Source organism: Stenotrophomonas sp. 89682_Sma (genome assembly GCF_056481405.1).
On record NZ_CM151147.1, the window covers coordinates 733,987 to 755,720 of the forward strand.

Sequence of the window (21,734 nt, forward strand, 5' to 3'; positions counted from 1 at the left end):
ATGAACGACCTGTCCCGCCAGGCAACACGCCTTGAAGCCATCGAAGGCAGCTACGACAAGTGGCTGCTGGGCGCGATCATCGCGCTCACCGGCGTGGGCGTGGTGATGGTGGCGTCCAGCTCGATCGCCTTGATGAGCAGCCCGTTCTACTACCTCAACCGCCACCTGATCTTCCTGGCGGTCGGTATCGTGCTGGCGGTCATCGCCGCCCGCACCGAGCTGAAGTCCATCGAGCAGTACAACCAGATGCTCCTGCTGGGCTGCTTCGTGCTGCTGCTGGCGGTGTTCACGCCGGGCCTGGGCAGTACGGTCAACGGTGCGCGCCGCTGGATCAACCTGGGCATCTCCAAGTTCCAGACGGTTGAAGCGGTGAAAGTGCTCTACATCGTCTGGCTGTCGAGCTACCTGGTGCGTTTCCGCGACGAGGTCAACGCAACCTGGCCGGCGATGCTCAAGCCGCTGGGCGTGGCCGGTGCGCTGGTGGTGCTGTTGCTGCTGCAGCCGGACTTCGGCTCCTCGACCCTGCTGCTGGCGATCACCGCCGGCATGCTGGTGCTGGGCGGCGTGAACATGCCGCGCATGTCGATGCCGGTGATCATCGGCCTGGTCGGCATGAGCGCGCTGGCGATCATCGAGCCGTACCGCATGCGCCGCATCACTTCCTTCCTGGACCCTTGGGCCGACCAGCAGGGCGACGGCTACCAGCTGTCCAACGCGCTGATGGCCGTGGGCCGTGGCGAGTGGACCGGCGTCGGCCTCGGCAATTCGGTGCAGAAGCTGTACTACCTGCCCGAAGCGCACACCGACTTCATCTTCTCGGTCACCGCCGAGGAATTCGGCTTCCTGGGCACCTGCGTGATCGTGGCCCTGTACGCGCTGCTGGTCGGCCGCACCTTCTGGCTGGGCATGCGCTGCGTGGAAATGAAGCGCCACTTCTCCGGCTACATCGCCTTCGGCATCGGCCTGTGGATCAGCATGCAGACCTTCGTCTCGATCGGCGTGAACCTGGGCATCCTGCCGACCAAGGGCCTGACCCTGCCGCTGATCTCCTCCGGCGGTTCGTCGGTGCTGATGACCTGCGTGGCGATGGGCCTGCTGCTGCGCGTGTCCTATGAACTCAAGCGCGCCGAGCGCCGCCAGGCGGTGCGCATCGGTGGCGCCGAAGACGTTGCTGCCGAGCCGAGCGACGAGCCGGCCGCGCCGGTGGCCGCCAGCGTCCCGATGAGCGCCGAGCCGGTGGCTGCCGCTGCGCCGAACGCTGCGCGTGGCACCAGCCGCCTGCAGTCGCGCATCGAACCGACCTTCGGGAGGCTGTCATGAGCAGCGCTTCCAGCGCCCGCCCGGTGATGATCCTGGCCGGAGGTACCGGCGGTCATATCTTCCCCGGCCTGGCCGTGGCCCGCGTGCTGCGCGAACGTGGCGTGCCGGTTACCTGGATGGGCGCCGAAGGTGCGATGGAAACCCGCCTGGTGCCGCAGCACGACATCGCGATCGACACGCTGGCCATCACCGGCCTGCGTGGCAAGGGCAAGCTGGCGTTGCTGGCTGCGCCGTGGCGGCTGATGCGTGCGCTGCGCGCGGCTGGCATGATCATCCGCAAGCGCCAGCCGCGTGCAGTGGTGGCCTTCGGTGGCTTTGCCTCCGGCCCCGGTGGCATGGCCACGCGCCTGCATGGCCTGCCGCTGATCGTGCATGAGCAGAACCGCGCACCGGGCCTGACCAATCGCATCCTGTCGCGCTATGCGCGCCGCCTGCTGACCGGTTTCCCGGGCACCTTCGCCGCGCGCGAGGAGTTCGTCGGCAATCCGGTGCGTGCGGAAATCGCCGCCATCGCACCGCCGGAACAACGCTTCGCCGACCGCCACGGCCCGCTGCGCGTGCTGGTGGTGGGTGGCAGCCAGGGTGCACGTGCACTCAATGCCGGCGTGCCGCAGGCGATTGCCGCGCTGGGCGCCGGCGTGCCGGTGCAGGTGCGCCACCAGAGCGGCGAGAAGATGCATGCCGAGGCGGTCGAGGCGTATGCCAAGGCCGGCGTGCAGGCGGAAATCACGCCGTTCATCGCCGACATGGCCGAGGCCTTCGCCTGGGCCGATCTGGTCGTATGCCGCTCCGGCGCGTCCACGCTGGCCGAGCTGTGCGCGGTCGGTGTCGGCAGCGTGCTGGTGCCATTCCCCGCTGCCGTCGACGATCACCAGACCCGCAATGCGGAGTACCTGGTCGAGCGCGGTGCGGCGGTATTGCTGAAGCAGGACGGAACGCTGGCCGACGGCATTGCCGCACTGCTGCGCGATCTGTCCGAAAATCCCGCCCGCCGCATGCAGATGGCGCAAGCCGCGCGTGCCCTGGCCAAGGTCGATGCCGCCGAGCGCATCGCCGATATCATTCTCGAGGAAGCTGTATGAACAAGGCATGCCACCGCGCCTGCCCTGCGCGAGGCCGCGCATGATCCGTCGCCTGCACGACACCAACGACCTGGTGCGCGCGTTCCCGCGCGTGCATTTTGTCGGTATCGGCGGCACCGGCATGAGCGGTATCGCCGAAGTGATGCTGACGCTGGGCTATGAAGTGTCCGGCTCGGACAACGCCGACAACGGCGCGACCCGCCGCCTGGCCAGCCTGGGTGCGCGCATCATGCGCGGCCATTCGGCGGCCAACGTGCTGGGCACCGACTGCGTGGTGGTCTCCAGCGCGATCCGCGAAGACAACCCGGAACTGATGGAAGCGCGCAGCCAGCGCATTCCGATCATGCCGCGCGCAGCCATGCTGGCCGAGCTGATGCGTTTCCGCCGCGGCATCGCGGTGGCAGGTACCCATGGCAAGACCACCACCACCAGCCTGACCGCTGCGGTGCTGAGCGAAGGCGGCCTGGACCCGACCTTCGTGATCGGCGGCCAGTTGCTGGCGGCCGGTGCCAACGCCAAGCTGGGTGGTGGCCAGTGGCTGGTGGCCGAGGCCGACGAAAGCGATGGCAGCTTCCTGCGCCTGAACCCGCTGATGTCGATCATCACCAACATCGATGCGGACCACCTGGAGAACTACGGCAACGATTTTGCCCGTGTGCAGGCCGCGTTCGCCGAGTTCCTGCAGCGCCTGCCGTTCTACGGCCTGGCGGTGCTGTGCATCGACGACCCGGAAGTGGCTGCGCTGGCTGCCAAGACCCCGCGCCACGTGATGAGCTACGGCATGAGCCCGCAGGCCGACGTGCGCGCCGAGAACGTGGTGCAGGAAGGTTCGCGCATGCGCTTCACCCTGCGCTTGCCGCAGGGCACCAGCCAGGAAGTGGTACTGGCACTGCCGGGCAGGCACAACGTGCTGAACGCACTGGCCGCCGCCGCAGTGGGCTGGCAGCTGGGCGTGGCCCCGGATGCCATCGCCCGCGCGCTGGAAGCATTTGCCGGTGTCGGCCGTCGCTTCAACGATCTGGGCGAAGTGACCACTGCCAGTGGTGCCAAGGTCCGCATCATTGATGACTACGGTCATCACCCGAGCGAGCTGGAGGCCGTGTTCGCCGCCGCCCGTGGTGGCTGGGCCGACAAGCGCCTGGTGGTGGCCTTCCAGCCGCACCGCTACAGCCGTACCCGCGACCAGTTCGACAAGTTTGCCGCCGTGCTGTCCAGCGTCGATGCGCTGGTGTTGAGCGAGGTCTACCCGGCCGGTGAAGAGCCGATTGCCGGTGCCGATTCGCACGCGCTGGCCCGCGCCATCCGTGCGCGCGGCCGCAGCGAGCCGGTGGTGGTGGGCAAGGCTGCCGAACTGGCCAGCGTGCTGCCGGATGTGCTGCAGGACGGTGACCTGCTGCTGATGATGGGGGCGGGCGATATTGGCGCCGTGGCCACCCATATCGCCGTGGAAGGTTTCAAGGCGGAGGGTGAAGCGTGAGCACGCTGACGTTCCCGCCGCTGCGCGTGACCGACCCGGCCGTGTTCGGCCGCGTCGCCGTGCTGCTCGGTGGCAGCTCCAGCGAACGCGAAGTGTCGCTGGACTCCGGCCGCAACGTACTGGAAGCGCTGCAGTCGCGCGGTGTCGATGCGTTCGCGGTGGACGGCATTCCGGCGCTGGCCAAGGCGCTGGCCGTCGGTGGCATCGACCGTGTGTTCAACATCCTGCACGGCCACAACGGTGGTGGTGAGGACGGCATCGTGCAGGGCCTGATGGACGCCTTCGGCGTGCCGTACACCGGCTCGAACGTGCTGGGCTCGGCGCTGAGCATGGACAAGATCCGCACCAAGCAGGTGTGGCTGTCGCTGGGCCTGCCGACCCCGCAGTACCGGAAGGTCGATGCGTCCAACGTGCATGCGCTGGCGGCCGAACTGGGCCTGCCGGTGGTGGTGAAGCCGGCCAACGAAGGTTCAAGCGTAGGCATCAGCCGGGTGACCGATGATGCCGGCCTGGATGAGGCCGTGGCGCTGGCCGCGCGCTACGACGGCCAGCTGCTGATGGAGCAGATGGTGGTCGGCGACGAACTGACCGTGGCCATTCTCGGTGACGTTGCGCTGCCGTCGATCCGCATCGTGCCCAAGGGCCAGTGGTACGACTACAACGCCAAGTACATCGCCGAGGACACCCAGTACCTGTGCCCGGGCCTGGACGGTGACGAAGAAGAAGAAATCCGCCGCGTCGCGCTGGCGGCGTTCCGCGCTGCCGGTTGCCGTGGCTGGGGTCGCGTGGATGTCATGCGTGATCGCAGCAGCGGCCGTTTCTTCCTGCTGGAAGTGAACACCGCGCCGGGCATGACCAGCCATTCGCTGGTACCCAAGGCGGCCGGCCAGGCCGGCATCAACTTTGAAGAGCTGGTGTGGCGCGTGCTGGAACAGACCCTGGAGGCCTCGCACGCATGAACGCGGTGCTGCGCATCTTCGTCTGGCTGTTGGCGCTGTCGGTGGTTGCACTGCCGGTGGTGGCCGTGGTCAATGGCTGGGTCGGCGCCGAGCGCTGGCCGCTGGCGAAGCTGCGCGTGCACGGTGAGTTCAAGCGTGTACCGGCCGAACAGCTGCAGCAGGTACTGCTGCCGTATGCGCGCGCCGGGTTCTTCGCGGTCAAGCTGCAGGATGCCCAGGACGCACTGGAAAAGCTGCCGTGGGTGGAAAGCGCGCGGGTACGCAAGCAGTGGCCGGATGTGCTGGAAGTGACCCTGGTCGAGCACAAGCCATTCGCGCGCTGGGGCAACGACCGCCTGGTCTCCGAGCAAGGCAAGCTGTTCCCCACGCCGAAGAAGCTGGCCGACCTGGCGCTGCCGGAACTGGACGGTCCGGACAGCCAGACCGCAGAAGTGATGAAGCTGTACAGCGACTCGCGTGCATTGTTCGCACCGGCCGGCGTCGATGTGCGCCGGGTGACGATGGATGCACGCGGCAGCTGGTCGCTGGTGCTGAGCAACGGCACCGAAGTGGTGGTGGGCCGTGACGACGCGCGCTCGCGCATGCAGCGCTTCGTCAAGGTGCTGCCGCAGTTGAACCGCCAGGACGCGCCGATCGAGCGCGCCGACCTCCGTTACACCAATGGTTTCACGCTGAGCTGGGGTACCCCGGCCACGCCGGCGAAAACGCCGGCGACCCCGGCCAGCAGGACGCAGGAAAGGACATGAATCGCAAGGGTGACAAATCGCTGATCGTTGGCCTGGACATCGGCACCTCCAAGGTGGTGGCGCTGGTGGGCGAGTATTCGCCGGGCAACCCGATCGAAGTGATCGGGATCGGCTCGCACGAGTCGCGCGGTTTGAAGCGCGGCGTGGTCGTGGACATCGAATCGACCGTGCAGTCGATCCAGCGCGCGGTGGAAGAAGCCGAGCTGATGGCCGGCTGCGAGATCCGCTCGGTGTACGCCTCGATCTCCGGCAACCACGTGCAGTGCAAGAACTCGCCGGGCATCGTGCCGATCCGCGACGGGGAAGTGACCTGGGGCGACCTGGATCGCGTGCTCGATGCGGCCAAGGCGGTGGCGATTCCGGCCGACCAGAAGATCCTGCACGCGATCCCGCGCGAGTACGTGCTGGACGACTCGCAGGAAGGCATCCGCAACCCGGTCGGCATGACCGGCGTGCGCCTGGAGGTGCATGCGCACCTGGTGGTGTGCGCGCAGTCGGCCGCGGCCAACATCAGCAAGTGCGTGCAGCGCTGCGGCCTGCAGGTGGACGACCTGGTGCTGTCCTCGCTGGCGTCCAGCGTGGCCGTGCTGACCGCCGACGAGCGCGAACTGGGCGTGGTGCTGGTCGACATGGGCGCCGGCACCACCGATATCGCCGTATTCGTGCAGGGCGCGATCTGCCACACCGCCTCGCTGCCGATCGCTGGCGACCACGTGACCAACGACATCGCGCACATGCTGCGCACGCCGACCCCGGAAGCCGAGCAGATCAAGGTGCGCTATGCCTGCGCCCTGGCCCAGCTGGCCACCGCCGAGGAAAGCATCCAGGTGCCGTCGGTGGGCGACCGCCCGCCGCGCCGCATGCCGCGCCATTCGCTGGCGCAGGCGGTGCAGGGCCGTTACGAGGAGATTTTCGAGATGGTGCAGGCCGAACTGCGCCGCTCCGGCTTCGAGGAACTGGTGCGTGCCGGCATGGTGCTGACCGGCGGCGCTTCGAAGATGGAAGGCGTGGTCGAGCTGGCCGAGGAAATGCTGCAGATGCCGGTGCGCGTGGGCATTCCGCAGCACGTCACCGGGCTCGGCGAAGTGGTGGGCAACCCGGTGCATGCCACCGGCGTGGGCCTGCTGCTGATGGGCAGCCAGATCGAGCACCCGCGGCGGCCGTCGCTGCCGACCGGGCGCGCCGGAAGCATGTTCAAGAAACTCAAGACCTGGTTCCGCGGCGAGTTCTGACGCTGAACCCGTAATACCGGGCCTGGCCCGGTCGCAGTACCCGCAGTACCCGCATCACAACGCAACACCGGCAACACACAACCCACACAGCCGCAACGTCGGCATGCAGCAGGACGGCAGGACGCCCGAATGCTCATGCCAGCCAAAGCGGATACAACGAGGACACGGACATGGCGCATTTTGAACTGATCGAAAAGATGGCACCCAATGCGGTGATCAAGGTGGTTGGCGTGGGCGGCGGCGGCGGCAATGCCGTGGCGCACATGGTCAACTCGGCAGTGGATGGCGTGGAATTCATCACCGCCAACACCGACTCGCAGGCCATCAAGAATTGCGGTGCCAAGCTGCAGCTGCAGCTGGGTACCAACGTGACCAAGGGCCTGGGCGCAGGCGCGAACCCGGAAGTCGGCCGCCAGGCCGCGCTGGAAGACCGTGAGCGCATCATGGACGCCCTGCAGGGTGCGGACATGGTGTTCATCACCGCCGGCATGGGCGGTGGCACCGGTACCGGCGCTGCACCGGTGGTGGCGCAGCTGGCCAAGGAAATGGGCATCCTGACCGTGGCCGTGGTCACCAAGCCGTTCCCGTTCGAAGGCCGTCGCCGCATGCAGGTGGCGCTGAAGGGCATCGAGGAACTGAGCCAGCACTGCGACTCGCTGATCACCATTCCGAATGAGAAGCTGATCACCGTGCTGGGCCGCAACGCGACCATGATCCAGGCCTTCCGCGCCGCCAACGACGTGCTGCAGGGCGCCGTGCAGGGCATCGCCGACCTGATCGTGCGTCCGGGCCTGATCAACGTCGACTTCGCCGACGTGCGCACCGTCATGTCCGAAATGGGCCTGGCGATGATGGGTACCGGCACCGCCCGTGGCGATGACCGCGCCCAGGCCGCTGCCGAATCGGCCATCCAGAACCCGCTGCTGGACGACGTGAACCTGGCCGGTGCCAACGGCATCCTGGTCAACATCACCGCCGGTGCGGACTTCACCATGGCCGAGTTCGACGAGATCGGCCGCACCATCGACGGCTTCGCTTCGGAAGACGCCACCGTGGTGGTCGGCACCGTGCTCGACCCGGACATGCAGGACGAAGTGCGCGTGACCGTGGTTGCCACCGGCCTGAACCGCGTGTCGGCCAGCAAGACCCAGCGTCCGGGCGAGCGTGCGCCGATCAAGCTGGTCCGCAACGCCACCACCGGCCAGCCGGAGTTCGGCGACTTCGACAACGGCGGCGACGCCGTGTCCAAGGCCGTGGGCGGCATGGGCCTTGGCCTGCGTCGTGCCAGCAGCGACACCGCTTCCGCTTCTGCGCCGTCGGCTCCGGCCGCTTCGGCTCCGGCGGCCGCTGAACTGCCCAACGATTACCTGGACATCCCGGCGTTCCTGCGCCGTCAGGCGGACTAAGCGGCCCGGGCCCGGGGTTGTCCTCCCCGGGTTGCGCCACCATGTCCTGAAAACGCGGGCGCCGGGCCAGGATGGGCCCGGCCGCCCTGCTTCATGTGCGTCCCATTGGCGCGCCGGTGTGTCCTGCCTGCCTTTCAGCCGGGGTAGGGGACCGTGCGTGTTAATCTAATGTGTCACTTCCGGTCCATCCCCCATGATCCAGCAACGCACCCTCAAGAACACGATCCGCGCCACCGGCGTTGGCCTGCACAGCGGTGACAAGGTCTACATGACCCTGCGCCCGGCACCGGTCAACCATGGCATCGTGTTCCGCCGCGTGGACCTGGACCCGGTGGTGGAAGTGCCGGCCAAGGCCGAGCTGGTCACCGAAGTGACCCTGTGCACCGGCCTGACCTGCAACGACGCCAAGATCCAGACCGTCGAACACCTGATGTCGGCGCTGGCCGGCCTGGGCGTCGACAACATCATCGTCGAACTGTCCTCGGCCGAGCTGCCGATCATGGACGGTTCGGCCGGCCCGTTCGTGTTCCTGCTGCAGTCGGCGGGCATCGTGGAACAGGATGCGCCCAAGCGCTTCATCCGCGTGCTGAAGACCGTGGAAGTGACCGAGGGCGACAAGGTGGCCCGCTTCACCCCCTATGAGGGCTACAAGCTGGGCTTCACCATCCAGTTCGACCACCCGATGATCCCGGCCAAGCAGTCGCGCCAGGAAATCGAGTTCTCGACGCTGGCCTACACCAAGGAAATCTCCCGCGCGCGCACCTTCGGCTTCATGCGCGACCTGGAATACATGCGCGAGCGCAACCTGGGCCTGGGCGGTTCGATGGACAACGCCATCGTGCTGGACGAGTTCCGCGTGCTCAACGAAGACGGCCTGCGCTACGCCGACGAATTCGTGCGCCACAAGATCCTCGACGCGATCGGCGACCTCTATCTGGCCGGTGGCCAGGTGCTGGGCGCCTACGAGGGCTTCAAGTCCGGCCATGCGCTCAACAACAAGCTGGTGCGGGCACTGATGGCCGACGCCACCGCCTGGGAATGGGTCAGCTTCGACTCGCCGGCCACGCCGGATCCGGTCGAATACGCCACGCCGGCCTACGCCTGATTCCTGCAGGTTGTTGAATGTAAAGACAAAAGCGCCGCCCGGAAGGGCGGCGTTGTCGTTTCCGCAACGCGCATCGCATTCAGCATGCTTGACGGCCATCAAGGCCGGTTCGAGGTCACGGTTTTGTGAACCTGTTGGATCGGAAGCCTGAATTTAACGCGGTTTTAACAACAATCTAACGACAGGCCCCCGGATGGCAGCTAGGATGCGACCCGGCCCCCGAAATGTTTCACGCCGTGGTGACACGCGCGACGGGGAGCGGAGCCGGATGCTCCGTTGTCGTCAGGACTGCTTCTTCGGCTTCGAAGGAACGTCCTGCAGGCAAGCCAAGGCGTCGCGTAGCCCTTTGTGCGTGGCGGCTGAAACTGCGTGGGGGCCATTCCGGTTGTCGATCGCTGGGGAGCGTGAGGGAGTGGTGGACGCAGTCTTGATGGTCACCCTGGTGGCCTTCAGCCCGATGGAACGGGCCGCGTCGAGCAACTGGGCCTCGGCAAGCCGCAACTTGGCATGCCAGACCGGGGACTCGACGAGAAAAACGAGGTGTTCCCCGTCCACATTGGCCAGCCGGCAACGGCTGCGCAGAGGTGGCGGCAACTGGGGGCGCAACTGACGGTCCAGCGCGTCGAGCCACAAGGCACGCCGCAGCGGGTTCCCGCTTTTGTCCGCCATCACCGCATCCAGCGCCGGTTTCGGCACTGACGCGGGGCGAACGCTGGATTTCGGCTCAGACATGAAAACTCACTGATGGCATTCAAAAAGATCGTAATCAAAACGCGTGAAGGACAGGCCAAGTCGTCGCCGATCGCGCGTTTGCGGTTCTATTTCGAGGACCGCCCCCGTGCCCTGCTGGGCAGCGTGCTTGGGGTAGGCTGCATTATCGGCCTTGCTGGCGGCATTGGCGCCAGCGCGCTGAATGATTCCCGGCTGCAGGCCAAGGTCGAGCGCCAGGATGCGGAACTGGCCAAGGTCAAGCGCGATGCGCAGACCCAGGTCAACGCGCTGGCGGCCCGCCTCGGCGAGCTGCAGGCGCAGGCCACCCGCCTGAACGCCCTTGGCGAACGGCTGACCCAGATGGGCAAGCTGGAAGATGGCGAGTTCGACTTCAACGAGACCCCTGGCCTCGGTGATGGTGACGCCGGCGGCCCGACCAGCGACATCCCGGTCAAGGACGTCAACGCCGACTTACAGGTGCTGGAGCAGCGCTTCGCTGCTTCAGGTCGCCAGCTGTCGGTGATGGAATCGCTGATGTTCGACCACCAGCTGCAGCAGAACGCCGTGCCCTCGCGCATGCCGATCCGCAACAGCTACGTGACCTCCGGCTTCGGCACCCGTGCCGACCCGTTCGGCCGCGGTGCCGCCACCCACAAGGGCATGGACTTCCACGCCAAGGTCGGTGACCCGGTGATGGCCGTGGCCGAGGGCGTGGTCAGCTTCGCCGGTGTGAAGGGCGGCTACGGCAACGTGGTCGACGTCGACCACGGTAATGGCTACGTCACCCGCTACGCGCACAATTCGCGCTTGGTGGTGAAGGCCGGTGACCTGGTCCGTGCGGGCCAGGAAGTGGCCAAGGCCGGTTCCACCGGCCGTTCGACCGGCGCCCACGTGCACTTCGAGGTGTGGGAGAACGGCAACGTGGTCAACCCACGCAAGTTCCTCGGCGACGGCGGCAACACGCCGGTCGGGCGGGTCAGCCGCGGTTGATTCCAACGCCGGGCATGGCCCGGCGCTACCGGTTTGCCGAATCCGGGGCGATCGCGACCCGATCGGCGCTTGAAACCTCAGCCGCCCGTCCCAAGCTACAATGGGTGTTGCCATCGACAGGGCGCCAGGCGCCCTGTTTCGTTTGCGGCGGACGGATCCCAAGGGGGAGGCCGGGCGTCGTGTCCATCCAACCCGGTTCCTTCAATGATCAACAGCCTGCTTACCCGCGTATTTGGCAGTCGTAACGAACGACAGCTGCGCCAGCTCAACCGCATCGTCGCCAAGATCAATGCGCTGGAGCCGGAGATCGAGAAGCTTTCCGACGAGCAGCTTCAGGCCAAGACGCCGGAGTTCAAGCAGCGCATCGCCGACGGTGAAGCCCTGGACAAGGTGCTGCCGGAAGCCTTCGCGGTCTGCCGCGAAGCCGGCCGCCGCGTGCTGGGCATGCGCCACTACGACGTGCAGCTGATCGGCGGCATGGTGCTTCACCTGGGCAAGATCGCAGAAATGCGCACCGGTGAAGGCAAGACCCTGGTGGCGACCCTGCCGGTGTACCTCAACGCACTGGAAGGCAAGGGCGTGCACGTGGTCACCGTGAACGACTACCTGGCCCGCCGCGACGCCGCGCAGATGGGCAAGCTGTACAACTGGCTGGGCCTGAGCGTGGGCGTGGTCTACCCGGGCATGCCGCACAGCGACAAGCGCGAAGCCTATGCCGCCGACATCACCTACGGCACCAACAACGAATTCGGTTTCGACTACCTGCGCGACAACATGGCGCTGTCCAAGGCCGACCGCTACCAGCGCGGCCTGCACTACGCCATCGTCGACGAAGTCGACTCCATCCTGATCGACGAAGCGCGTACCCCGCTGATCATCTCCGGTCCGGCCGATGACTCCCCGGAGCTGTACATCCGCGTCAACCGCGTCGTGCCGAACCTGGTCAAGCAGGAAGCGGAAGACGGCGAGGGCGATTTCTGGGTCGACGAGAAGGGCAAGCAGGTGCACCTGTCCGAAGCGGGCATGGAGCACGCCGAGCAGCTGCTGGTCGAAGCCGGCATCCTCGATGGCGAGACCGAAGGCCTGTACGCGGCGCAGAACCTGACCGTCGTGCACCACCTCAATGCCGCGCTGCGCGCGCACGCCATCTACCAGCGCGACGTGGACTACATCGTGCGCGACGGCGAAGTGGTCATCGTCGACGAATTCACCGGCCGTACCCTGGCCGGCCGCCGCTGGTCCGACGGCCTGCACCAGGCGGTGGAGGCGAAGGAAGGCGTGCCGGTCCAGCGCGAGAACCAGACGCTGGCCAGCATCACCTTCCAGAACCTGTTCCGCATGTACAAGAAGCTGTCCGGCATGACCGGTACGGCCGATACCGAAGCGTTCGAATTCCAGAGCATCTATGGCCTGGAAGTGGTGGTGATTCCGACCAACCGCCCGACCATCCGCAAGGACAGCCCGGACCAGGTGTTCCTCAACCGCAAGGGCAAGTTCAACGCGGTGCTGGCCGACATCGAAGAGTGCGCCAAGCGCGGCCAGCCGGTGCTGGTGGGTACCACCTCGATCGAAACCTCGGAAATGCTGTCCGAGCACCTGAGCAAGGCCGGCGTGAAGCACGAGGTGCTCAACGCCAAGCAGCACGACCGCGAAGCGACCATCGTCGCCAATGCCGGTCGTCCGGCCGCCGTGACCATCGCCACCAACATGGCCGGCCGTGGTACCGACATCGTGCTGGGCGGTTCGCTGGAAGCCGAGATCCACGCCCTGGGCGAGGACGCGACCGACGAGCAGAAGGCCGCGGTCAAGGCCGAATGGCAGAAGCGCCACGATGCGGTGAAGGCTGCCGGCGGCCTGCACATCGTCGGCACCGAGCGCCACGAATCGCGTCGTATCGACAACCAGTTGCGTGGCCGTTCGGGCCGCCAGGGTGACCCGGGTTCGTCCCGCTTCTACCTGTCGCTGGAAGACAACCTGATGCGCATCTTCGCCTCCGACTGGGTGCAGAAGGCCATGCGCATGATGGGCATGAAGGAAGACGACGTCATCGAGGATCGCCTGGTCAGCCGCCAGATCGAAAAGGCGCAGCGCAAGGTCGAGGCCCACAACTTCGACATCCGCAAGAACCTGCTGGACTTCGACGACGTCAACAACGACCAGCGCAAGGTGATCTACGCCCAGCGCGACGAGCTGCTGGACGCCGAGTCGGTGAAGGGCAACGTCGACGGCATCCGCGACGACGTGATCTTCGATGTGGTCGCCCGCTTCGTGCCGCCGAACTCGATCGACGAGCAGTGGGACCTGCGTGGCCTTGAGGCGACCCTGGAGTCGGACTTCGGCCTGCAGATGTCGCTGACCGGCCTGGTCAAGGAACACGAGGAACTGGACGCCGAGGCGATTGCCGCCAAGGTGCAGGAACGCGTCAACCAGCACTTCGCCGAGAAGGAAGCCGGCGTGGGCGAAGAGACCATGCGCGCGCTGGAGAAGCACGTGATGCTGACCGTGCTGGACCAGAGCTGGAAGGAGCACCTGGCGCGCATGGACTACCTGCGCCAGGGCATCTATCTGCGTGGTTACGCGCAGAAGCAGCCGAAGCAGGAATACAAGAAGGAAGCCTTCGAGCTGTTCTCGGACATGCTGGAGAACGTCAAGCGCGAAGTGGTGACCCTGCTGTCGCGCGTGCGCGTGCGCAGCGACGAAGAAGTGCAGGCGCTGGAAGCGGCCGAGCGCCAGCAGGTGGAAGCCCGCCTGCGCCAGTCGCAGTTCCAGCACCAGGACATGGGTGGCTACAGCGCCGACGAGGAAGCCGCGCAGGTACAGGCCGCCCAGCAGGGCGTGGCGCAGCTGCAGCGCGACGAGCCGAAGATCGGCCGCAATGATCCGTGCCCGTGCGGCAGTGGCAAGAAGTACAAGCACTGCCACGGCCAGCTGAGCTGATCCCGAAGAGCCCCGCGAAAGCGGGGCTTTTCTTTTGCGGCGCATGATCCTGGCCAGATCCGAGATTGCGCGGGCCGCCCTGTTCTGGGCATGCTTCCCCCATGCCTTCCCCCACCCGATCGATCCATGTCGTGGCCGCCGTCATCACCGACGCCCGTGGCCGCGTGCTGCTCAACCGCCGAACCGAGAACCGCGACATGGCCGGCCTGTGGGAGTTTCCGGGCGGCAAGCGCGAATCCGGCGAGACCTCCGAACAGGCGCTGGTGCGCGAACTGCGGGAGGAGCTGGGCATCGAGGCCGATGTCGGCGAGTGGCTGATGGACGTGCCGCAGCGCTACCCGGACAAGCACCTGACCCTGGAAGTGCGCCATGTGCGCAGCTGGAAGGGCACGCCACGCGGGCGCGAGGGCCAGGCGATCACCTGGGTGGCGCCGGACAAGCTGGGCCGCTATTCGATGCCGCCGGCCGATCTGCCGGTGGTGGCCGCCCTGCGCCAACCCGACCGCTACCTGATCACCCCGGCGCCGGCCGACGATGATGACGGCGTACAGCAGTGGCATGAGCAGCTGCAGCGTGCGGTAGCAGGCGGCCAGCAGCGCATCCAGCTGCGCCTGCCGCCGGCGCATCCGCAGCGGCAGGCGATGGTCGAGCAGGTCGTGCGTGCGCATCGCCGCAGCGGTGTGCAATGGTTGCTCAATCGCGATATCGAACTGGCGCGTGCGTTGGGCGTGGGCGTACACCTGGGCAGCGAACAGGTGCTGGAACTGTCGCAGCGTCCACTCCCCGAAGGCCAGCTGGTGGCCGCATCCTGCCACGACCTGCAGCAGCTGCAGGCCGCACAGCAGCTGGGCTGCGACTTCGCGGTGCTTGGCCCGGTGCAGGCCACCGCCAGCCATCCCGATGCCTCGCCGCTGGGTTGGGATGCCTTTGCCGAACTGCGTGCGCAGGTATCGCTGCCGATCTACGCCCTGGGCGGCATGGGCAGCGGCCACATCACCGAAGCACGTCGCCACGGCGGGCAGGGCATCGCCGCCATTCGTGGGTTGTGGCCGGAGTAACGCCGCGTTGGTCGCCGGGCATGGCCCGGCGCTACCCTGTGGAATGGAAACAGTAGATCCACGCCATGCGTGGATGGATGCCCGCGATCACAACGTGATCCAGAAACACCCGTACTGCCGCCGCAATCCCAGCACCGTCGAGGCGCGCGCAACGCTGCCCGGCAACGTCTGCTCCAGGCGCAGGCCGACCGGATGGCGCGCGGCCGGCGGCTCAGGGTCGGAGCCCTGCGCAGCAGGGCTCTGACCCTCCTCCGGCACTGCGACCTGGTCCTGCCGCGGATACACCGGCACCACGTCCACCAGCGGCCGCCGTGCCAGCGATTCCAGTTGGCCGAGAATGCGCTGCGCGCTCGCGTCGGACACCGGGCCCCACAGGTACAGTGAAGACAGCCGATTGACGTCGTTGCTGAGGATGCCGTTGCGCAATGCGTCCACGAGCTCGCTCAGCCGGCGCGGGCAGCGTGCACCCAGCGTGTCGCGCGGTGCGGTGTTGCCGGTGGGGGAGGGCGGCGGCAGCCGTGACCGTGCGCCCACGCTGTCGCAGGGCCGGTCGGTATACACGCTCTGGCCCTGCGCATCGGTGCAGCGGTTCAGGCGCGAGGACTGCGCGTGGGCAACGTGGGCCATCGCGCACAGCGGCAACAGCACCAGCAGGAGGGAAAGGCGGATCATCAGCGAAGGGTAGCGCTGATCAGGTCCGCATGGCGTGCTTTCAGCCCCGCAGCAGTTTCAGCACTGAAGTGGTCGGCTTGGCCAGGTTCAAGGTGTAGAAATGCAGGCCAGGCGCGCCACCTTCGATCAGGCGCTGGCACAGCCTGGCCACCACTTCGGTGCCGAACGCGCGTACAGACTCGGCGTCATCGCCGTAGGCCTGCATCTTGCGGCCGATCCAGCGCGGAATTTCCGCGCCGCACTGCTCGGAGAAGCGGCGCAGCTGGCTGAAGTTGGCGATCGGCATGATGCCGGGCGTGATCGGCACCTGCACGCCGAGCCGGCGCACTTCATCGACGAAGTGGAAGTAGGCATCCGGGTTGAAGAAGTACTGGGTGATCGCCGCATCGGCACCGGCATCGATCTTGGCCTTGAAGTGCTTCAGGTCGGCCAGCGCATCGGTCGCCTGCGGATGTGTTTCCGGATACGCGCCCACTTCGATGTGGAACGCATCGCCGTGCTCGGTGCGGATGAACTCGATCAGCTCGGCGGCATAGCGCATGTCGCCGGGGAAGCCCATGCCCGAGGGCAGGTCACCGCGCAGCGCGACCAAGCGGCGGCAGCCGATGGCGCGGTACAGCTTGAGCAGTTCGCGGATCTCCTGGCGGGTGCCACCGACGCAGGACAGGTGCGGCGCGGCGTCGAACCCATGGTGCTGGTTGAGGTGGCGCACGGTCTCGGAGGTATAGCTCAGGGTCGAGCCACCGGCGCCGAAGGTACAGGACACGTACTCGGGGCCATAGTCCTTCAGCTTGGCCGCGGCGCGGTCCAGCTGGCTGCGCTGTTCGTCGGTCTTGGGCGGATAGAACTCGAAGCTGATGGCGGTCATGGCGCGGGCGGCGGCGGCAGGTGCGAAGCAGTATATCGCTTCATCAAGATGGATGTTTGACAATCGCGTGAGGGCCCGCCATCCCCAGCCTGCGACCGTTCGCCCCGCCGTCCGGCCGCTGCTCCGAAATCGCAACCGGTATGCGTCGGCCGGGCCCACGCTGCTCCCATCCCGGCAACACCCACCCGCTGAAGGAGCATACGATGAAGATCTTCCTGGCACTCTGGTACGCAATGAAGGCGCTGGCCCGGCTGGCGATGATCGGCATGGCGATGGCCGTGCTGGGCTCCGGTCCGGCCCATGCGGCCGCCGCCACCGGCACCGGCAAGGTGCAGGTCGAAGTGGTCGGCAAAGGTCGCCCGCTGCTGATGATCCCCGGCCTCAACAGCAGCGCCGAGGTCTGGCGCGAGACCTGCCTGGCGCTGGAGAACGTGCAGTGCCACCTGGTGCAGCTGCCGGGCTTTGCCAGCGCCGCGCCCGCCGACCCGCGCCCGGCCGAATTCCTGCCGGCCATGCGCGAGCAGTTGCTGGCCCACTTGCATGACCAGCACCTGGGCCCGGTGGTGGTGATCGGACACAGCCTGGGCGGTCTGCTGGGCCTGCAGATGGCGCAGGCCGAGCCGAAGGCGGTCAGCGCGTTGGTGGTGGTTGATGCATTGCCGTTCCTGCCGGCGGCGCGTGACCCGAACGCCACCGCAGACAGCGTGCGGCCGATGGCCGACCAGCTGCGCAAGGGCATGCTCGCCGCCGATGCCGCGCAGTGGCAGGCGCAGCTGAAAGCCGGCCTGCCGGGCATGACCCGCGACCCGCAGCGGCAGGCCGAACTGGGCCGCTGGGGCGAAGCCAGCGACCGCCAGACCACGGCTGATGCCATGCATGCGGTGATGACCACCGACCTGCGTGACAGCATCGCTTCGATCAACGCGCCGACGCTGGTGCTGGGCAGCTGGGCCGGTTACCAGCCGATGGGGGGTACCGAGGAAAGCACCCGCGCGGTGTTCCTGGCCCAGTACGCCAAGCTGCAGGGCGTACAGGTGGCGATGAGCGCGCAGGGCTTCCACTTCCTGATGTGGGATGATCCGCGCTGGCTGCAGGAGCAGGTGCAGGCCTTCCTCGACCGCCACCCCTGAGTTTCAACACGCCTCGGAATGGACATGCGGGATTCCTCTTCGTCGGTACGCTTCTGGCTGCTCAATGCACTGGTGTGGGCGCTCTACGGCGCTGCGGGCCTTGGCTTGCGGCATGCCTATCTCGCCGACGCCGGAAGTGCCGGTGTACTGATCACGGTCGGCCTGGCGGTGACCCTGTTCGGGTGCAGTGGCGGCATCCGCGCCTTGGCCCTGCGCGCCGGCTGGTGGTCGCGCGGTACCGTCGGGTTGCTGCTGCGACTGGCGCTGTCAGTGGCCGTGGGTGCCGCGCTGGCGCAGGCGTTGGTGAACATCGCGCTGCACGCAGCGCTGGCCTGGGGATGGGTAGGCATCGGGCGCCAGGTGGCCGACTTCAGCCCCAAGGCGCTGCTGCTCTACTGGTACACCACGGCGGTGATGCTGGCACTGTGGACCGCACTCTGGGCGAGCCTGCACAGCCTTCGCCGCATACGCGGTGCCGAACTGGCGCGCCTGCGTGCCGAAGCCGAACGCAGTGCGCTGGAACGTGACGCGCTGCGTGCGCGGCTCAATCCGCACTTCATGTTCAATGCGCTGAACAATCTGCGCGCGCTGATCCTGGAGGATCCCGAACGTGCGCGCGACATGGTCACGCGGTTGTCGCGGACGCTGCGCCAGGCGCTGGCGCACAACCGCAGCGAGCAGGTCACCCTGGCCGAAGAACTGGCGGTGGTGGACGACTACCTGGCGATCGAGGCCATCCACTTCGAACAGCGCCTGCAGGTGCAACGGCATATCGATGCGGGCGCGACGCAGGCGCTGCTGCCGGCAATTGCGCTGCAGCTGCTGGTCGAGAACGCGATCAAGCACGGCGTCGCCAGTCGCCCGGGTGGTGGCGAGGTGCGGATCCATGCCACGCTGGCCGATGATGTGCTGCGGTTGCAGGTGGACAATCCAGGTGCCACCGGCAGCGAACCCACCCATGGCCATGGCGTCGGCCTGGCCTACCTGCGTGCGCAGCTCGGTTCGCGCGGCCGTTTCACACTGCAGCCGGTCGGCGACCGCATGCAGGCCCTGCTGGAGATTCCGCAATGAGTGGCGTGCTGCGCGTGTTGATCGTGGATGATGCGCGGCTGGCGCGGCAGGAGCTTCGCACGCTGTTGTCGGCGTTGCCCTGGGTGCAGTGCGTGGGCGAAGCCGACGATGTGCCCGCCGCGCGCGAGGCGATCGCCACGCTGGCGCCGGACCTGGTGCTGCTGGACGTGCAGATGCCCTCCGGCAGCGGTTTCGATGTGCTGGACGGTCTGGAGACGGTGCCGGCGGTGGTGTTCGTCACCGCCTACGACACCTATGCCGTGCGTGCGTTCCAGGCCAATGCGCTGGACTATCTGGTGAAGCCGGTGGAAGCACCCCGGTTGCTGGAGGCGCTGGAGCGGGCACGTCAGCGCGAAGTGGTTTCAGCCGAGGCGCCAGAGTTGCGTGGCACGCTGGGCGTGCAGGACCAAGTGTTCGTGCGCGAGGGCGAGCGCTGCTGGTTCGTGGCGGTGTCCGAGATCCGCCGGCTGGTGGTGGATGGCAACTACACCCGGTTGTGGTTCCGCGACCAGAACGCGTTGCTGACCCGCAGCCTGAGCGCGCTGGAAGCACGCCTGCCGCAGGATCTGTTCTTCCGTGCCAACCGCAACACCCTGGTCAACCTGCGCCGCATTCGTGGCGTAACGCCAAGCATTGCCGATGGCTACGACCTGACGCTGGACGACGGCAGTGAAGTGGACGTGTCGCGGCGGCAGGCGCGGGAACTGCGCGAGCGGATGGCGTTGTAGCGGTCGCTACAGCTCGGCGCTGACCGGGCTGGTGAGGAAGCCCCACAGCAGGCGTGCCATCACTGCTGGAGAACGCGCCTGCGAACGCGCATACACCAGCAACGCATCCAGCCGCGGGCGGTCGTAGAGATGGCCGGCCAGCAGCACCGCGTGGATGCGACGGGTGTTTGCGCTGTCCTGCAGCGGGTCGCCATCGAGGAGGACCAGATCGGCGGCCTTGCCGACCTCGACGCTGCCATGTGATGCCTGCAGCTGCAGATGGCGCGCGGCCTGCAGCGTGGAGGCACGCAGTACGTCGGCCCGGCTCATGCCGGCATGCCGCAGCCACTGCAGTTCATCGTGGTAGCGGAAGCCGCTCAGCCCGGTATCGGTGCCGACCAGCACGGTGACGCCGGCACGATGTGCGGCACCGGTGAGCGCGAGGCCATGCGCGAAGTAGGCCTTCAGTGCGTCTTCGCCGCGCAACCCGGGGTAGCGACTTGCGGTTGCCTCCAGGTCGTCACGCCAGGCCCAGCGTGACAGTGGATCCAGGTAGGCCAGGCGTGGATCGTTGATGAAGGCGGGATCGCGTGCGCGCGCATCCTCCTCCCGGGTGACATGGGTCGGTACGAATGCTGCGCCGCTGGCCTGCATCAGGCCGAACGCTTCGTCGCAGAGCGCGGGCTGGTAACCACTGACCATCCGTTCGGCCAGAGCGGTCGGGTCTTCGCCGTCGAGGGTGCCACCACGCCAGGCGGCTGCATGGTCGAAGCAATGCCGTACGAACAGATGGGCGTGTTCGAAGCTGCGCTGCCCCGCCTGCAAGGCCTCTTCCAGCCGCACCGCCCTGGGCAGGTGTCCAACCAGTGGGCGGTGCAGCTGACGTGCTTCGGTGGCCAGCCGCTGGTAGGTATCCGCACGCAGCCGGTTGTAGACCTTCAGCGCGTCGACACCTCGCGCGCTGTACGTGCGTGCCCGCAACGCGCCAGCCTCCGGCGAGAGCGACGGATCCTCGAAATAGAAGCTGGCGACCTGTACGAAGCGTGGTGCGGCCTGCTGTCCGGCGATGGCCTGCGCGGTCCAGCGGCGCTTGTCGGCCACGCAGGCGATCAGCGGGTCGGTAGCCTGCGGGCAGTCCATCATGTCGCGGGTGCCGGTAATGCCATTGGCCAGCATCAGCGGGAACTGCAGTTGCGGTGACAGTTGCAGTGCATGGGTATGCATGTCCCAGAAGCCGGGCACCAGCCAGCGGCCGCCGGCATCGAGCACGGGCAGCGCCGTGTCGTGTGCATCATTGCCGATGGCGGTGATGATGCCGTTGCGCAGCGTGACGCTGGTCGGCTCGCCTGCAATGCCGTTGTGCACGTCCACCACCCGTACGTTGACGATCACGCGGCTGTTGCCGGGGGCGGGCAGGGGAGGTGCCGGCAGCGGCCAGAGCAGGGCGGCGGTGAACATCAGCGGTGGTGCCAGCAGGAGGGCTGCCAGCACGCGTGGCCAGCGACGACGGCGAGCAGGACGGGGTAACGCGCGTGCTGCATCCATGAGCCGACGGTCCTTGTAGTGGGTCGTCAGCAGGGTGCGGCAACATGGGGGCCGCTGCCAGTGACCATCGGCATCCCGCCCGCCGTGCCTCCGCGGCGGTTACCCTGTGCAGCAGATTCCCCATCACGCCGCGCCATGTCCATCGTCCTCACCGATTTCGCCCGTCCCCGCCTGTTCCCGCGCGTGCCGCGCGGCAACACCATCCAGGACTGCACTGCCGAGCAGTTCGAAGCCCACCTCAACACGCATGCGCCGATGAAGGTGCTCGATGGCTACGCACCATTCTGCAAGCTGTTCGTCTATGAGAACTGGACCAGCACGCGCTGCCTGACGGTGCCGATCACCGATGCCAACCGCCACCAGCTGCGCAGTGGCTACGAGGCGCGCAATCGTGACGAGCTGCCGGTGCTGGTGCGCTGGTTCGAAGGCGTGGAATCGCCGCGTGCGAACTACCTGGTGGTGATCCTGTACAGCGCCGAGCAGCTGGCGAAGGAAGGTTCACCGATCGAGGCCGACTGGGGCATCGTCGGCTGCATCTACACCGCCGAGCCGGAAGAAGTGCCGATGGCGCCGATCACGATGATGCGCAATGCGCTGGGGGTGGAGGAGGGTGGCTCCGGCGTGCCGCTGGATCGCGAGGCGTACCGGCGTTCTGTCGAGTTCTGGGAGAACAACGCGAACTGGCGGCCGTGAGCGACATTTGTCATCCACGCATCGC

Annotated in this window: 18 protein-coding genes and 1 pseudogene; 15 read left to right on the forward strand and 4 right to left on the reverse strand. The window is 67.1% G+C overall.

Translation table 11 applies throughout. The features are described 5' to 3' along the window. The 8 genes and pseudogenes from ftsW to lpxC all read left to right on the forward strand — a co-directional run bounded on the left by ftsW (position 1) and on the right by lpxC (position 9,327). A complete protein-coding gene (gene ftsW / locus ACZK29_RS03280; RefSeq protein WP_106549217.1) occupies positions 1–1,320 on the forward strand; it encodes a putative lipid II flippase FtsW in 1,320 nt (439 codons plus the stop codon). Next, positions 1,317–2,402, forward strand: coding sequence for an undecaprenyldiphospho-muramoylpentapeptide beta-N-acetylglucosaminyltransferase (gene murG, locus ACZK29_RS03285; protein WP_111205193.1), 1,086 nt, complete (start codon positions 1,317–1,319; stop codon positions 2,400–2,402). The genes ftsW and murG overlap by 4 nt, the downstream gene beginning before the upstream one ends. 40 nt (positions 2,403–2,442) lie before the next feature. Continuing rightward, positions 2,443–3,879, forward strand: a complete 1,437-nt coding sequence (murC, locus tag ACZK29_RS03290) for a UDP-N-acetylmuramate--L-alanine ligase (protein ID WP_111205194.1) — start codon at positions 2,443–2,445, stop codon at positions 3,877–3,879. Beyond that, entirely contained in the window at positions 3,876–4,838 is a 963-nt protein-coding gene (locus tag ACZK29_RS03295) for a D-alanine--D-alanine ligase (RefSeq protein WP_111205195.1), read from the forward strand. The genes murC and ACZK29_RS03295 overlap by 4 nt, the downstream gene beginning before the upstream one ends. Then, positions 4,835–5,512: pseudogene (locus ACZK29_RS03300) on the forward strand (cell division protein FtsQ/DivIB); the annotation flags it as partial. The gene ACZK29_RS03295 and the pseudogene ACZK29_RS03300, both read left to right, overlap by 4 nt. Positions 5,513–5,580: 68 nt before the next feature. Next, on the forward strand, positions 5,581–6,816 hold the full coding sequence (gene ftsA, locus ACZK29_RS03305) for a cell division protein FtsA (protein ID WP_005408083.1): 1,236 nt from the start codon (positions 5,581–5,583) through the stop codon (positions 6,814–6,816). A gap of 170 nt (positions 6,817–6,986) precedes the next feature. Further along, the gene (gene ftsZ, locus ACZK29_RS03310; RefSeq protein WP_049428898.1) at positions 6,987–8,222 is read left to right on the forward strand and encodes a cell division protein FtsZ; all 1,236 of its coding nucleotides are present in this window, start codon (positions 6,987–6,989) and stop codon (positions 8,220–8,222) included. A 193-nt stretch (positions 8,223–8,415) separates the two neighbouring features. Beyond that, positions 8,416–9,327 (forward strand): UDP-3-O-acyl-N-acetylglucosamine deacetylase, encoded by a 912-nt coding sequence (gene lpxC, locus ACZK29_RS03315; protein WP_004143722.1) that lies wholly within the window; start codon positions 8,416–8,418, stop codon positions 9,325–9,327. A gap of 282 nt (positions 9,328–9,609) precedes the next feature. Here the strand turns inward: lpxC and ACZK29_RS03320 are convergent, their stop codons facing one another. Further along, positions 9,610–10,059 carry a DciA family protein gene (locus ACZK29_RS03320; protein WP_111205197.1) on the reverse strand — a complete coding sequence of 150 codons (450 nt, stop codon included), beginning with the start codon at positions 10,057–10,059 and terminating at the stop codon, positions 9,610–9,612. A gap of 12 nt (positions 10,060–10,071) precedes the next feature. Here ACZK29_RS03320 and ACZK29_RS03325 point away from each other — a divergent pair, with 12 nt between their 5' ends. The 3 genes from ACZK29_RS03325 (at position 10,072) to ACZK29_RS03335 (ending at position 15,023) form a co-directional block, all read left to right on the forward strand. Next, positions 10,072–11,028 (forward strand): M23 family metallopeptidase, encoded by a 957-nt coding sequence (locus tag ACZK29_RS03325; RefSeq protein WP_033834438.1) that lies wholly within the window; start codon positions 10,072–10,074, stop codon positions 11,026–11,028. Positions 11,029–11,232: 204 nt separating this feature from the next. Further along, positions 11,233–13,965, forward strand: coding sequence for a preprotein translocase subunit SecA (secA, locus tag ACZK29_RS03330; protein WP_111205198.1), 2,733 nt, complete (start codon positions 11,233–11,235; stop codon positions 13,963–13,965). Positions 13,966–14,066: 101 nt separating this feature from the next. Beyond that, the gene (locus ACZK29_RS03335) at positions 14,067–15,023 is read left to right on the forward strand and encodes a Nudix family hydrolase (protein ID WP_164146636.1); all 957 of its coding nucleotides are present in this window, start codon (positions 14,067–14,069) and stop codon (positions 15,021–15,023) included. 87 nt (positions 15,024–15,110) lie between these two features. Here the strand turns inward: ACZK29_RS03335 and ACZK29_RS03340 are convergent, their stop codons facing one another. Together ACZK29_RS03340 and metF are read right to left on the reverse strand one after the other, a co-directional pair. Further along, positions 15,111–15,695, reverse strand: a complete 585-nt coding sequence (locus tag ACZK29_RS03340) for a DUF4124 domain-containing protein (RefSeq protein WP_111205200.1) — start codon at positions 15,693–15,695, stop codon at positions 15,111–15,113. A 40-nt stretch (positions 15,696–15,735) separates the two neighbouring features. Beyond that, the gene (gene metF, locus ACZK29_RS03345) at positions 15,736–16,563 is read right to left on the reverse strand and encodes a methylenetetrahydrofolate reductase [NAD(P)H] (protein ID WP_111205201.1); all 828 of its coding nucleotides are present in this window, start codon (positions 16,561–16,563) and stop codon (positions 15,736–15,738) included. Positions 16,564–16,766: 203 nt separating this feature from the next. Here metF and ACZK29_RS03350 point away from each other — a divergent pair, with 203 nt between their 5' ends. Genes ACZK29_RS03350 through ACZK29_RS03360 form a run of 3 tightly spaced genes read left to right on the forward strand, consistent with a single transcriptional unit; the run spans position 16,767 to position 19,492 of the window. Then, positions 16,767–17,693, forward strand: coding sequence for an alpha/beta fold hydrolase (locus ACZK29_RS03350; RefSeq protein ID WP_111205202.1), 927 nt, complete (start codon positions 16,767–16,769; stop codon positions 17,691–17,693). Between the two features lie 24 nt (positions 17,694–17,717). Further along, a complete protein-coding gene (locus ACZK29_RS03355) occupies positions 17,718–18,764 on the forward strand; it encodes a sensor histidine kinase (RefSeq protein WP_478446669.1) in 1,047 nt (348 codons plus the stop codon). Next, complete coding sequence (locus ACZK29_RS03360) at positions 18,761–19,492, forward strand: LytR/AlgR family response regulator transcription factor (RefSeq protein WP_459047841.1); 732 nt, start codon at positions 18,761–18,763, stop codon at positions 19,490–19,492. The genes ACZK29_RS03355 and ACZK29_RS03360 overlap by 4 nt, the downstream gene beginning before the upstream one ends. A 6-nt stretch (positions 19,493–19,498) precedes the next feature. Here the strand turns inward: ACZK29_RS03360 and ACZK29_RS03365 are convergent, their stop codons facing one another. Continuing rightward, positions 19,499–21,016 (reverse strand): amidohydrolase family protein, encoded by a 1,518-nt coding sequence (locus ACZK29_RS03365; RefSeq protein WP_478446670.1) that lies wholly within the window; start codon positions 21,014–21,016, stop codon positions 19,499–19,501. Positions 21,017–21,151: 135 nt separating this feature from the next. Here ACZK29_RS03365 and ACZK29_RS03370 point away from each other — a divergent pair, with 135 nt between their 5' ends. Then, positions 21,152–21,709 (forward strand): DUF3228 family protein, encoded by a 558-nt coding sequence (locus ACZK29_RS03370; RefSeq protein WP_478446671.1) that lies wholly within the window; start codon positions 21,152–21,154, stop codon positions 21,707–21,709. Positions 21,710–21,734: the final 25 nt, after the last annotated feature.